The following is a 12,870-nucleotide window of genomic DNA, read 5'->3' as shown; positions in this document are numbered from 1 at the left end:
TTATTGTTAGATAACTCTTTATTTAAGATATTGGGAACATCAGTCAATTCATCTTTAATGAAATTTGCGATTAATTCTTCCTTTTCAATCATAGCAACATCCTCATTATATATTCAAATATTTGAATTAACATATATAAATAATTATTCAAATATTTAAATATTTATTTATAAAGAATTATTCAAATATTTGAATAAATGTATTTTAACTTAATTCTTAATTAAATACTAATTCTTCAGATATATATTGAATTAATCAATTTATATAGTTTTTGTTTGAAATAAAAGCAATATTATTAAACTAGAAGAATATTCGAATATCATACAACTTTTAAAGTAATTTCATATCGGCATTGGCGTGACAATAATTGCTTTTCATCGATTGTTTGTAATAATTTTAGTATCTTACACTGCAACTTTTCCAATAACAGAACAATAGTTGCATTAATATCTTTGGCTCAGGTTAGGGTACATCTATATCCTGATACGAAAATATGGAAAACCTGCACACCATACTTTGACAAAAGGAATATTCATTTTTATGTAAATAGATTAGGATTTCATATAATCGAATTCTATAACGAAAAAAATCCGGACAAGGATTGGGATGAAAACCATCCTATGAAAGATCAGGAAATGTTTGAATTTGAAAAGATTATGAAAAAATAACCCAATGTACAGATGAAAAAATAATTTATTTATGATATCTGCACCATAAATGTTACGAATAGTTCATTAAACAATACTTTTGAACATACTTTTGATTTAAATCACAATCAACACCGATTATATTAGATAGATGCATCACCATACTCTGCTGATTCTGCAATCATATGGCAACAACATTTATATAATAGTTATGAATATATATTCATAATACCTGAAGATACATTTGGGGAGAATATTATGGTAAGACCTAAAAGAATGAGAAGAGTAGTTACATGTCACAAACATGAGTTGAACAGGAACCGAAAACCAATCGAATTATCAGTGGATGAGTTTGAAGCTATCAGATTTAAAGACTATCATGATATAAAGCAAACTGAAGCTGCTGAATTCATGGGAATTTCACAGTCAACTTTTCACAGAATTCTGAATTCCGCAAGACATAAACTAGCCACTTCCCTAATTGAAGGCCGACCAATAGTTGTTGTAAAAGGTGATACAATGATTGATCCGAACAAGTACTTATGCGAAGACTGTGGTTTTCAATGGTCAAATCCAGAAAAAGAATACGAGGAATGTCCTGATTGCAAATCAACAAACATTCGCAAATTAAATACAAACAATAGAAGAAATCAAATGTCAAATGACACATGCAGTTGCCCTAACTGCGGTTACACAGAGCCAAAGATTAGAGGCGTTCCATGCAGAACAAAAACCTGCCCTGAATGCGGTTCACCACTACAGGGAAGAGGATTATGCAATATTTAAAAAGAGATGAGTTAAATGGCTGACAATCTAGAATATATATGCAAAGAATGCGGTTTCAATTGGATAACCTTGAACGGAGAACACGAAATGTGTCCGAAATGCCACAGCAAAACCATAGAATATGTTGGAGAAGTTGAAGGCTTGGATATCGATTCCATATTGAATCACAACAAAAGGATGGGAGGCTGCTGCGGATCCGCCCGTGGAAGAGGTCCGCTGACATGTGGAAAACCATATCCTGACCACCATGACCCTAATATCCCACATGACCCTGAAAAATGCTGTGGACACAGAGTATGCTAAAAAACATACTCTACTTTTATTATTTTGGAGGTAAAAAAAATGGCTGACATTACAATAGACACCAACAAATGTGATGATTGCGGAGACTGCACTGACGTCTGTCCAATGGAAGTCCTGCTTCTTAAAGACGGCAAATTAACCGTCAATGAACCTGAGGAATGCAGTTACTGTGAAACCTGTGTAGACATGTGTCCCAACGAATGCATAACAATCGAATGAAACTTCAAATCATTCCTTTTTATCTATTTTTACTGACTTTTAATCATTCATTAACTTCTTGTAATATGTGTTTGTCTGATATAATGCCCCTACCGGATTGTGTGCAAGAACCTTGTCTTTTGTCACAAGTGTAGTGCACAGAGCCTCAGAGTATTTATAAAACAGGCTGTCATGGCCTACACATAATCCTATTATTACGTTAAGGTCTGTTTTTTCATTGTTGAGAATTTTTGCCTGCAGTATCGGGTTGCACATTATATTTCCTGTTATGGCTGTTTTTTCCTCATCCAGCCCAGCTATTTCTGTTTTTTTCATTGCTCCGACTTTACATGCAGCAGAATATACTTCAAGGTCGTGTTTTTCCAGGATTTTTGCAAATGTTATGCTTTCATCCATCAGTCCCACGCATGCAGCTATTCCTATCTTATTCATTTTTAGTCTTTTGGCAAATTCTATGATTTCTTCTACTCTAGTGTATTTGCAGTAGAACTCTTCTTCTATTTCAGCGGAAATCCTTGATATTTCTTTGTTGTTGTCTTCATTGTACAGTTTTTCGATTTCAATTATTTCATCGCTTGTTAATTCTTTTGTTGGACAGAACTTAGGATATTGCCTGTCCTGATGTTTGCAGTTTATTATTCTACAATTGTTACATGAGTAGTTTTTCATTATACTTCCCCCAATGATTATTCCATTAAATTTTGTCACCAAATAAGAAATAAAGTACACTCATATGTTTATTCCATCTGAAACTATCAAACTCATCAGTTGAAATAACATGAGATTATCCCAGAATATTTTTAATCTTGATGCTGCGAAGAAATGTCCATTCTCCTTAGTGGTTTATGATTATTGTTTGTTCTCCGATATAATATAAATTATATCATATACCCTGCACTAAAAAATATAGTGCTATAGAAACAGACTGAAAAAATAAAAATAATTAGATAATAAGTAGTCCCGAGCGGAGTCGAACCGCTGTCTTTGGGTCCAGGGCCCAAAAGGATTGCCGCTACCCTACGGGACTATGAGAATATTCAAATGTTTGAATAAATGTATTTTAAGTAAATTCCTAATTAAATACTAATTCTCTAAATTAATATTAAATTAGTGAATTTATATATTTTTTGTTTTGAAAAAAACAATTGACAAAGTCAGAATAACATTTCAATATCAGGCAACTTTTAGGCGAACTTCCTCTGGCTTTACATAACACCATTTACCAATTGCATAATAAAGAATTATTTAAAAAATTTTAAATATTTTAAATATTTATAATAATAAATAACGGATTATATTTAACTTTTTTAATTTTTTGATAGAATATAATTCATACATTTAGATGGTGATTCAAATGGATATTAAAAAAGTAGTAGTAGCTGGAGGAGGCGTATTAGGCAGTCAGATTGCTTATCAATCTGCATTCTGCGGATTCGATGTGACCGTTTGGTTAAGAAGTGAAGGTTCAATTGAAAGAGCAAAACCTAAATTTGAAAGATTATTAAACATCTATTTAGGCACACTTGAACAAATGAAAACCGATAAAACTGCATACTGCAGGGGATTTAGCAAAAAAACTGACCTAAGCGATGAAGAGATAGATTCTTTAAAAGAGCAAGCTCAAAAAGCATTTGACAGTCTGACATTAACTACAAGTTATGAAGAAGCAGCAGAGGATGCCGACCTTGTAATTGAAGCAATTGCAGAAGATCCTAATCAAAAAATCCCATTTTATGAGGAGCTAGCAAAGTATCTTCCGGAAAAAACAATTGTTGTGACAAACTCATCCACGTTACTTCCAAGCCAATTTGCGCAATACACCGGAAGGCCTGAGAAGTATCTTGCATTCCACTTTGCAAACAACATATGGGCTCAAAACACTGCAGAAGTCATGCCTCATCCTGGAACTGAACAGGAATACTTTGATACCATTGTCCAGTTTGCAGAAGACATCAACATGGTTCCAATTAAAGTCCTGAAAGAACAACCTGGATATGTGCTTAATTCATTGCTCGTTCCGTTCCTATCCGCAGGACAGGCCCTATGGGCTGAAGAAGTTGCAGAACCTGAAACAATTGATTTAACCTGGAGACTTGCTACCGGTTCACCAAATGGACCATTCCAGATTTTAGATATTGTAGGTCTTGTAACTGCATATAACATTATTCTTATGGATCCTAAGTCCCAAGACCCTGAGACCACCCAAGGCAAAATTGCCCTAAAGCTTAAGGAAAAAATAGATGCCGGCGAAACTGGTATCAATGCGGGTAAAGGATTCTACGAATACTAAATGATTCTATCATTTATTTTTTTTCTTTTTTTATTTAATCCACATCACAAAAAATATAAATAATTTTTTTAACTGAAATTTGTTTAAGAAGACTAATTTGAGAAGTGTGTAATATGGCCAATTTTTGTACTAACTGTGGAGCTAAAATAGGAAAAGATGATAACTTTTGCACAAGCTGCGGAACAAAATTGAAAAATGAGGATAACTTTTGCACAAACTGCGGAGCTAAAATAAGAAAAGAGGATAAGTTTTGCATGAACTGTGGAGCAAAAATAGACCGCACAGACATAAAACAGAAAAAACCTTTATTAAAATCAATTCATGAGGCTATGGAAAAAAATAGGGAAAGAATAGCTAAAGAAAAAGAAGAGGAAGAAAAGAAAATATTGAAAAGAATTGATGAAATATTTGAATCAGAAGAAATCCAATCAGAAATAAGAAAAAACAATATTCGCCAAAAACATGTGCTTTTCATTAAGGATGATTTAAAATATAAGCTAATCCATAAAAAAGAAGAAATGAGTGATGAAGAAATTAAATACTTCATAAAAACAGAATTGGCAAATGTGAACAAAAAACAAGAAACAGTTATAATCCCAAAAGAAAAAGACATAATCCGCAAAAAAACAGAAAAGACTAAAACAGTTCGTGGGGGTCATTGTAACTTGAACTGCAGACATTGCTACGAAGAATTTTTAGATAGCGGAGGCGGAATTGTTGGGGATTTCGATAGCGAAGGGTATACAGAATATTATTGTCATTTAGGACATTCCATATCCTTTGGAAGTTTTTGTGAAGATTATGAATAATTGTCATAATTTCATATAACTATAAACATTTCTCTAATTTTCCCAATATAACTGCAATAATACTCTAATTTTATTAAGTAATGTTGTTCAAAATAAGAAAAGTTTTAATATCACATTATGAATATACTTATATAAAGGAGGTAAAAAATATGGCAATTCCTAAAGCTCCTGTAAAAAGGACTATCCAAGAAGCTGGTGCTGAAAGAGTAAGTGCTGATGCAGTAGATGCATTAACCGAACACATCGAAGAGTACATGGAAGAACTCTCCAAAAGAGCAATTGTTTATGCAAAATACGCAAAAAGAAAAACTGTAAAAGCAGAAGACATTGCTTTAGCTATTGACAGTTCAGCACCTATTGAAGCTCCTGAAGATTAAAAACATGATATGTTTAGCATGATCAAAAACGTATTTGATGGTGCATCCGAAGGAAAAGGCTTCGAAGAAATCATAGGCTCATTCATGAAAATGAACAAATGAGAATGAACATATTATTGCAAGTTTCCTTGCAAACTTTTTTTTATTTTTTATTTGAATAACAATATTTGCACAATTCCATCATCACTTTGCATTTAAAAAAAAAAGAAGATGCCCGTGGCATCTACTTAACTGTTATTTTTACTTTCTTAGTGCTTTTAAGGTAGTAAGCATTGCCCTTAAATTTAATGGTTGCTTTGTGTTTGCCTTTTTTGACCAATTTTTTGATTTTAAAGGTTGCTTTACCTTTGGCATTTGTTTTAGCAGTGTAAGTTTTTCCTTTAACTTTAAGGGTGACTTTTACTTTTTTGACTGATTTGCCTTTGCTGTTTTTAAGGGTTATTGTGTATTTTTTAATCTTTTTGGATTTTTTGAATTTCTTGTTTTTAGCAGCTATTTTTGTTTTTTCCTTGTTGATTGTTATTTTTACGGTTTTGGAGTCTGCATTGTAGTTGCCGCTTGTTGTTATGACCATATTCTTTTTACCTGCTTTGGCTGATTTTAATGCTTTTGCAGTAATGGAAATGGTTGCAACACCCTTGGCATCTGTGACAGCTGATCCGATAACTTTGCCGTTTAATTTAAATGTTATTTTTTCACCAACGACCACTTTACCGTTTAAATCCTTAAGGGTCATTGAGTATTTTCCGCCGTAGTTAATTATGTATGCCCTATTATTTGCAGATATAACTGCATTTTGTTTAAATACAGTGAATGAGACTGATGAAATTGCAACCCGCTGGTTTCCAATATATTTCACATCAACATTATAGTTTCCGGCATCCAGATTTGGAATTTCAAGAGTTGCGGTTCCATTGGATACATTGGTAGAATATTCTTTGCCGTCGATGATAACGGATAATGTTCCGTTATTTAATGGGAAATTATTTTCATCATAAACATTTGAAGAAATCTTTACAATATCCCCATAGGTAATGTTGGAAACGTTGAGATTTCTTAATTGTTCAGGAACAACATTAATTAATGTGATTGTTGCATTATCTTTTAATGATACATGATTTGTTCCCCTGGTTGCAACATTATCTGCGAATTTGGAGTTGCTGATTGTTATGTTTCCATGAGTTAAAATCGCTCCTCCATCATTAGCGCTATTGTTTGTGAAGGTGGACTGGTCGATTGTTCCATTATTATTAAAGTAGATTGCTCCTCCATAGCTTGAAGCTTCGTTGTCAGCGAAGTTAGTGTGATTGAATTCTCCGAAGCCAAAAATGTAGACTGCACCGCCAGTATTTTCATTTGCAGAATTGGCAGTGAAATTACAATCGCTTAATTTTATATCATTATTGGAGTAAATTGCTCCTCCACCGAATATTGCCACATTGTTGTTGAAGTTAGAGCCTTCAATTATTCCATTTTTCCAAGATTCGATTGCTCCACCGGTTCTTGCATTATTATTTGTGAAATTACAATTGTCCATTTCAAATGCACCATGAACATATAATGATCCTCCGCTTTGCGCTTTACTGCTGTTGAAGATAGAATCTTTGATTGTTCCATCACCCCAAATGTAAACCGCACCGCCATAATAACGAGCAGAATTGTTTGAAAACTCACAGCCAATTACAGTTCCATTACCATTAAAGCAAATTGCACCACCATCACTATCATCAGAGTTATTAGCAGTATTGTTTGTAAAATTAGAGTTTATAACATCTCCTTTTTTATCAAAATAGATTGCACCACCGGATTCTGCATGATTATTTTTAAATGAAACATGTTCAATGGTTCCTTCCATAGCACATATAGCACCACCATACTCAGCTGAATTGCCAATGAATTCACCATTAAAAACTACTCCTTCAAAGCTTTCAAAGAAATTGACTCCCCCACCATATTTCGCTGTATCATTAATGAAATTAGCATTAAATGTAATGTTATGAGGTGTTTCCCTATAGTTTACTCCCCCACCGTATAAAACAGCAGTGTTATTGACAAAATCACAGTTGAAAACGCTATTGCTTGAAGTGTCCTTAAATGTTATTGCCCCTCCGTTTCCATTTTCAGCACTAACAATTCCCAAAGCGGTGTTGTTGATGAAATAACCTGTAAAATTATTGTTATTTGTGGTATTATGGAAAAACATTGCTCCACCACAGGAATCCGCTACATTGAATCTGAAATCAGAGTTGAATCTATTGTTGTTTGCTTTGTTGTAAAAAAAGATTCCTGCACCATAAGCGGCTCTATTGTATCTGAAAATGCTTTCAAATTGGTTATTATCTACCTGATTAATGAAAAATATTGCTCCCCCACTAGCAGCTTTAGCATGATTATAATAAAACTCAGAGGCAAATGTGCTGTTTGAAGATTTACCCTTGAGATATATTGCTCCGGCACCCCGTTCAGCCACATTACTCTCAAAATATCCGTTTATTGTAATATTGGTTGTTTGGCCATTAAAGTATATTGTTCCCCCATTATTTGCACTGTTATTCATGAATGTGGAGTTGATTTTACAATTGGAAACTGAATTATCTATATAAATTGCGCCACCTGAACCGGAAGCGCTATTATTAATAAAGCTACAATTATCAATTACTTTTAAAGAGGTAAACCATGCTGCAGGGCCGTTAGTTCCTTTTGCATTAATTATGTTGATATTTTTAAGGGTAATGTTTGATCCTGTAAAATTAAATATCCTCACCTGGCCGGAACCGTCTATGGTATGGCCTTGCCCATCAACCACATAATTATCCTTGGAAATAGTAAATCCCTCAAAATCCTTATCTGTTGATGAATTGAATTTATAATTTTTATCCAGTGTCAATTCGTTTTCAGACTGAGAGATTAACTCGCCTAAATCAGTGAAATTCCCCACATCTGTATTTTCATCTGTCAAAGTTTCTTCTTCCATGATTCCGCAAACCTGTGACTCAAAATCTGTTTGGTTGTCGGCCATTGCGCTTACGCAAGGCAAACTTATCAAAACAGCCACGATTAATACGGCTATAATTAGTTTTGATTTAATAAAATTCCTCCTAAAATGACAATAATTTCATTATTTAAACATCTGTTAAAAATAATATAAAAATAGTATAGGATTATATGGCTAACATATGCATCACTGAACACATCAGTTTTGAATCATTCCATGGAAAAATTCACACAGGACATATTCTTCGGATAATTATAAATAATCCATCCAATAAATTTTATTATATAAAATTTTAATTTTGTGCAATATTTTTAAAAGAAATACAATATAAGACTATAAATAACACTAATAAAGATGAAAAAATGAACAATACTTCCCAATGGAATTCAACATTAACATTTATATTGGCCATGATAGGCCTGACCATAGGAATAGGCAACATCTGGAGATTCAGTTACGTGCTATATTCTAACGGAGGTGGCTCCTTTTTCATACCATATACAATTGCAATTTTAGTCATGGGAGTTCCTTTCTTAATTTTGGAGTACGGATTGGGATTCAGTTTCAAGAAAAGTTTTTCCAATCTGATGCACAGCATTCGTCCGGGATTCGAAATCATAGCTTGGATGCTTGTTTTATTGGTGTTCATCGTTGTAATCTACTATATGGTCATCATAGGTTGGGACCTTGCATATCTGTTAAACAGTTTCACTTTCGGATGGGGAAATGACCCTGCATCCTTCTTTACAAGCTATGTAGGAGGAAGTTCAGACCTATCATCATCCACAACAATAATATTGCCTACATTAATCTGTACATTGATATTATGGGCAGTATTCTGGGCAATATCCATTAAAGATGTGGATAAGGGAATCGGTAAATTATCCACTATTTTAATTCCACTATTATTTACCATAATGATTTTTATTTTCATTTATGCATTCACCTTGCCAGGATTTCATATTGGAGTAAGCACATTGCTTACCCCTAATTGGTCAATGCTTTTAGATATACATGTTTGGCTTGCGGCATTCGGGCAAACCATATTTTCATTAAGCATAGGTCAGGCAATGGTATATACATATGCAAGCTATCTGCCTAAAAATACAAAATTGGTTGATGAAGTGTTGATTGTTGTCATCATAAACTCATTATATGAGATTTTCATAGCTTTTGGAGTATTTTCAATACTTGGATATATGTCACTGCACTCTTCAATACCGATGAATGAACTAATTAGCGAAGGTACTGGATTGATATTCATTGTATTCCCACAGATATTCAATACAATGGGTGGAATGGGACATGTAATTGCCCCGTTACTGTTCATATCCATATTGTTTGCAGGATTTACCTCTGCCTTTGCATTATTTGAACCTTTGCTTTCATCTTTATGCAATAAATTTGGATGGAACAGGAAAAAAGGAGTTACAATCCTTACGATTGTTGCATGTGTAGTAACCGTTATATTTTCAACAGGTTGCAGCAGTTATCTGGTAGGGGTTGTGGACGGATTTGTAAACAATTTTGGAATACTGATTCTTATTGGCGTTCAGGCAATCATATTCGGATGGTTATATGGAGTTGAAAAAGTTATTCCCGTATTGAATGAATTTTCAACATTTAAGGTTGGAAAGACATGGGTTTTTACATTAAAATATTTATTGCCGATTCTTTTAATTATTGTTTGGATATTTGGAGTTGTGGACTTATTCCATAATGAAAGCGCATTTGAAATAATCATATATGCAATTATCACAATTATTGTTGTCGGACTTTCCGCGGCATTTACAAAATTAAGTCCCAAAAAATCATAATTCTGAAATCATCTCTTTTTTCACCATAAGTTTCCAGTGAGAAACGGTTAATGTAATCAGTGGATGCTTCCATTCCTTTAATTTGATGCAGACATACTTGCATTAACTTTAACCTTTTTAGAAATTTAATCAAAACTTAAACTAGGATATATACCAAAAAATAGAAAAATTAATCAAATGAAAAAATCATCCTTTCTTCATACGTACCTTCTAAATACATATGCAAGTAGCGATCCCGCAAAATTCTGCCAAACAGAATAAAGTGCTCCGGGAACAGTTGCCTGAGACAAACTCGGAAAGTGAGTCTTTGCAAGACCTGTGGACAATCCTGAATTTTGAAAAGCAAGCTCAATGGCCACTGTAATGATTTGTTTTTTATCCATTCCTGCCAGATAGCCAACACCAAATCCAAGAATCATTGCAATGAAATACTGCAGAATGATTACAAGCATTATTATTGCTGAAGATGTAATGATAGCCTGCTTGTTGGCACCAATCACTCCTGCAACAATCAGACATACAACAATTGATGATATGGCAGGTAGATAATCCTTTAGGGTTTCACAGAAATCAGGGAACTTATAGTTTAATGCCAAACCTAAAACAATAGGAATGATTACGATTTCAAGGATGGAAATAAACATGTCAACAGGACTGAAATGAATCTGGTTTCCTATTAGAATCAATGTGATTATTGGAGTCAAAACCGGCGAAATCACGGTGGATACCGCAGTCAGGGAAACTGACAATGCCACATCCCCATTTGAAAGAAATGTGATTACATCAGAAGCGGTTCCTCCAGGAACGGTTCCAACTAGGATAAGTCCGACTGTCAGGGCATCACTTAAAGAAAAGGCCTTTGCAAGGGCGAATGCAATAATGGGCATTATAATGTACTGTGCTGAAATACCAACACCAATCTCCTTCGGATTTCTAAATACATTGACGAAGTCATCCACCTTCAAAGTGGTCCCCATTGTAAAAAGAACAATGCTTAAAAGCAAATTCAATATGTTTATGCCGTTATACTGACTCAATACCCATTGAAATGAGTTGGGATAAACTAAAGAAACCGCAACGGCCAATAAAATTATTATGAAATAATATTTTTCAATGAATTTAAAAATCCTTTTCATGATTAACTATTTGATTTTAATCATTAAAAAAATTATCATAAACCTCAAGGATTAATTTGGAACTACTGAAACATTTCCCGCAAATGTGCATCCCTTATACTTGTCATGACCTGCAAATGTAAAGTCACCATAGTAATTGTCCTTTCCTGCATCAGGCAGATATTGGGCATTTTCAATTGTGAATTCACCATTCTCATCCGTAGTGACATCTACAATGGTTCCCATTTCATGACCCGGCTTGTGAAATGTTATTGTCTGGTTTGCCACACCCATACCGTAAGCGTCAACCAGCATGCCCGAAAATGATCCATTTTCAGCCACTTCAGTCTCATTAATCATTATGAAAGTTGCCACATCATTGTTGAACTGGAACCAGAATACACCGATGCAGATTACGAAGGCGACCAATAATATTATCAAATAATAGCTTTTCATTTCCATTTAACCACCTTGATAATATATTGGAAAAATAATAAAATAAATTTAACTTTAATAATTTAAGATAGCTTCACGGACCTTATCGACTGCAATCTGTTTTTTTGCAGGATATGCGGCAATCTTTATCTTGAGATGAATTGCATCGCCCTTATCCAAAATGGTCCAGATTTCATCCAGAGCATCCTCTTTATCGAATCTTAAAAACCAGTTACCCTTTTCATCGATTTTGCGCTCTAAATCATCATTCAGTTTATCCAAATCTGTCCACTCTAGGAGTGTGTTAAAAAAAGTCTTTGTGTATCTTTTTTTGGATACAACACCTGATAAGATTATAATCTTATCTTCAAGTAATCCTTCAGCTTCCTCCGCTTCGATTTCAGCTTCAGGCAAAATGTTTAAAATAGCTTGAGAAATCTCATCAACGCTTTCTAGCTTGTTCAGAGCCTTTTCCTTTAGATTTGATTCCACGTCCTTTGTTACCAGCACTGGTTAAGCCTCTGAGAGCTCTGTTAGTGTGTTTTTTGGAACAGATCCAATTGATTTTTTTATCGTTAACGATAGAAGGACTTTGTGGATCTACTAAAATTACTTCATAATATTTATGTTTACCTGTAGACCATACCCAGTAAGAGTTTAATACTTCTAAGTTAGGGTATTTTTTAGCTACACGTTCTTCAGCAATTCTTTGAATGGATTTTGCTTGGGTAATTTTGTTTACACCCATTCTTTTAGGTTTACGACCATTGAAACGACGGGTTTTCCTTCTTCCACCACGTCTTACTCTGGTTCTTACTACAATGAAACCTTTTTTAGCTCTGTAACCTAAACTTCTAGCTCTGTCGAGTCTGGTAGGTCTGTCAATTCTTTGAACTGCTTTTTGCTTGCTCCATTTTGGAGCCCTTTGCCACATGAGTTCACGTACGTAGGACTCATCTGGGTTTTTCCATGCGTCTCTAATATATTTATACATAAATAACACCTTTTTGTTCAGCCACGAAGGCCACATCCATATGGGAACTTATCCCAAAAAAAGTAATTATCACTGCTAAAAAA

At 34.1% G+C, this 12,870-nt stretch carries 13 protein-coding genes and 1 tRNA gene; 7 read left to right on the top strand and 7 right to left on the bottom strand.

Going from position 1 to position 12,870, the window contains the following annotated elements:
- Nucleotides 1-905 precede the first annotated feature (905 nt).
- Genes QZN27_RS06255 through QZN27_RS06245 form a run of 3 tightly spaced genes read left to right on the top strand, consistent with a single transcriptional unit; the run spans nucleotide 906 to nucleotide 1,955 of the window.
- A complete protein-coding gene (locus QZN27_RS06255) occupies nucleotides 906-1,433 on the top strand; it encodes a DUF134 domain-containing protein (protein WP_296785234.1) in 528 nt (175 codons plus the stop codon).
- Between the two features lie 15 nt (nucleotides 1,434-1,448).
- Nucleotides 1,449-1,736, top strand: coding sequence for a DNA-binding protein (locus QZN27_RS06250; protein WP_296785231.1), 288 nt, complete (start codon nucleotides 1,449-1,451; stop codon nucleotides 1,734-1,736).
- A gap of 39 nt (nucleotides 1,737-1,775) precedes the next feature.
- Nucleotides 1,776-1,955 carry a 4Fe-4S binding protein gene (locus QZN27_RS06245; RefSeq protein WP_296785229.1) on the top strand — a complete coding sequence of 60 codons (180 nt, stop codon included), beginning with the start codon at nucleotides 1,776-1,778 and terminating at the stop codon, nucleotides 1,953-1,955.
- Between the two features lie 39 nt (nucleotides 1,956-1,994).
- Here QZN27_RS06245 and QZN27_RS06240 read toward each other — a convergent pair whose 3' ends face one another.
- Together QZN27_RS06240 and QZN27_RS06235 are read right to left on the bottom strand one after the other, a co-directional pair.
- Nucleotides 1,995-2,624: a DUF1847 domain-containing protein gene (locus tag QZN27_RS06240; protein WP_296785226.1), complete on the bottom strand. Its 630-nt coding sequence runs from the start codon at nucleotides 2,622-2,624 to the stop codon at nucleotides 1,995-1,997.
- Nucleotides 2,625-2,910: 286 nt separating this feature from the next.
- Nucleotides 2,911-2,982 (bottom strand) — tRNA-Gln (locus QZN27_RS06235).
- A gap of 327 nt (nucleotides 2,983-3,309) precedes the next feature.
- Here QZN27_RS06235 and QZN27_RS06230 point away from each other — a divergent pair.
- The 3 genes from QZN27_RS06230 to QZN27_RS06220 all read left to right on the top strand — a co-directional run bounded on the left by QZN27_RS06230 (nucleotide 3,310) and on the right by QZN27_RS06220 (nucleotide 5,431).
- Entirely contained in the window at nucleotides 3,310-4,245 is a 936-nt protein-coding gene (locus tag QZN27_RS06230) for a 3-hydroxyacyl-CoA dehydrogenase (protein ID WP_296785218.1), read from the top strand.
- Nucleotides 4,246-4,358: 113 nt separating this feature from the next.
- A complete protein-coding gene (locus tag QZN27_RS06225) occupies nucleotides 4,359-5,054 on the top strand; it encodes a zinc ribbon domain-containing protein (RefSeq protein ID WP_296785215.1) in 696 nt (231 codons plus the stop codon).
- Nucleotides 5,055-5,203: 149 nt separating this feature from the next.
- Nucleotides 5,204-5,431, top strand: coding sequence for a histone family protein (locus QZN27_RS06220; RefSeq protein WP_296785212.1), 228 nt, complete (start codon nucleotides 5,204-5,206; stop codon nucleotides 5,429-5,431).
- Between the two features lie 223 nt (nucleotides 5,432-5,654).
- Here QZN27_RS06220 and QZN27_RS06215 read toward each other — a convergent pair whose 3' ends face one another.
- A complete protein-coding gene (locus tag QZN27_RS06215; RefSeq protein WP_296785206.1) occupies nucleotides 5,655-8,486 on the bottom strand; it encodes an Ig-like domain repeat protein in 2,832 nt (943 codons plus the stop codon).
- A gap of 302 nt (nucleotides 8,487-8,788) precedes the next feature.
- Between QZN27_RS06215 and QZN27_RS06210 the strand changes: the two genes are divergently transcribed.
- Nucleotides 8,789-10,243 carry a sodium-dependent transporter gene (locus tag QZN27_RS06210; RefSeq protein WP_296785201.1) on the top strand — a complete coding sequence of 485 codons (1,455 nt, stop codon included), beginning with the start codon at nucleotides 8,789-8,791 and terminating at the stop codon, nucleotides 10,241-10,243.
- Between the two features lie 197 nt (nucleotides 10,244-10,440).
- Here the strand turns inward: QZN27_RS06210 and QZN27_RS06205 are convergent, their stop codons facing one another.
- From QZN27_RS06205 to QZN27_RS06190, 4 genes are read right to left on the bottom strand one after another with little or no spacing between them, the layout of a single operon-like run.
- Entirely contained in the window at nucleotides 10,441-11,379 is a 939-nt protein-coding gene (locus QZN27_RS06205) for a bile acid:sodium symporter family protein (protein WP_296785196.1), read from the bottom strand.
- A 51-nt stretch (nucleotides 11,380-11,430) separates the two neighbouring features.
- Nucleotides 11,431-11,820, bottom strand: a complete 390-nt coding sequence (locus tag QZN27_RS06200; protein WP_296785193.1) for an Ig-like domain-containing protein — start codon at nucleotides 11,818-11,820, stop codon at nucleotides 11,431-11,433.
- A 48-nt stretch (nucleotides 11,821-11,868) separates the two neighbouring features.
- The gene (locus QZN27_RS06195; protein WP_296785190.1) at nucleotides 11,869-12,303 is read right to left on the bottom strand and encodes an RNA-binding domain-containing protein; all 435 of its coding nucleotides are present in this window, start codon (nucleotides 12,301-12,303) and stop codon (nucleotides 11,869-11,871) included.
- Entirely contained in the window at nucleotides 12,236-12,787 is a 552-nt protein-coding gene (locus QZN27_RS06190) for a 50S ribosomal protein L15e (protein WP_296785188.1), read from the bottom strand. The genes QZN27_RS06195 and QZN27_RS06190 overlap by 68 nt, the downstream gene beginning before the upstream one ends.
- Nucleotides 12,788-12,870: the final 83 nt, after the last annotated feature.

The organism is uncultured Methanobrevibacter sp. (assembly GCF_900316895.1).
Taxonomy (GTDB): Archaea; Methanobacteriota; Methanobacteria; order Methanobacteriales; family Methanobacteriaceae; genus Methanocatella.
The sequence above is the reverse complement of the archived record's forward strand: the minus strand, read 5'-3'. Positions and strand labels throughout refer to the sequence as shown.

Excerpts from the sequence above, each read along its gene's own strand:
- QZN27_RS06250 (WP_296785231.1), top strand. The coding sequence starts at position 1,449 with ATGGCTGACAATCTAGAATATATATGCAAAGAATGCGGTTTCAATTGG.
- QZN27_RS06255 (WP_296785234.1), top strand. The coding sequence starts at position 906 with ATGGTAAGACCTAAAAGAATGAGAAGAGTAGTTACATGTCACAAACAT.
- QZN27_RS06200 (WP_296785193.1), bottom strand. The coding sequence starts at position 11,820 with ATGGAAATGAAAAGCTATTATTTGATAATATTATTGGTCGCCTTCGTA.
- QZN27_RS06225 (WP_296785215.1), top strand. The coding sequence starts at position 4,359 with ATGGCCAATTTTTGTACTAACTGTGGAGCTAAAATAGGAAAAGATGAT.
- QZN27_RS06245 (WP_296785229.1), top strand. The coding sequence starts at position 1,776 with ATGGCTGACATTACAATAGACACCAACAAATGTGATGATTGCGGAGAC.
- QZN27_RS06210 (WP_296785201.1), top strand. The coding sequence starts at position 8,789 with ATGAACAATACTTCCCAATGGAATTCAACATTAACATTTATATTGGCC.
- QZN27_RS06240 (WP_296785226.1), bottom strand. The coding sequence starts at position 2,624 with ATGAAAAACTACTCATGTAACAATTGTAGAATAATAAACTGCAAACAT.
- QZN27_RS06230 (WP_296785218.1), top strand. The coding sequence starts at position 3,310 with ATGGATATTAAAAAAGTAGTAGTAGCTGGAGGAGGCGTATTAGGCAGT.
- QZN27_RS06205 (WP_296785196.1), bottom strand. The coding sequence starts at position 11,379 with ATGAAAAGGATTTTTAAATTCATTGAAAAATATTATTTCATAATAATT.
- QZN27_RS06220 (WP_296785212.1), top strand. The coding sequence starts at position 5,204 with ATGGCAATTCCTAAAGCTCCTGTAAAAAGGACTATCCAAGAAGCTGGT.
- QZN27_RS06190 (WP_296785188.1), bottom strand. The coding sequence starts at position 12,787 with ATGTATAAATATATTAGAGACGCATGGAAAAACCCAGATGAGTCCTAC.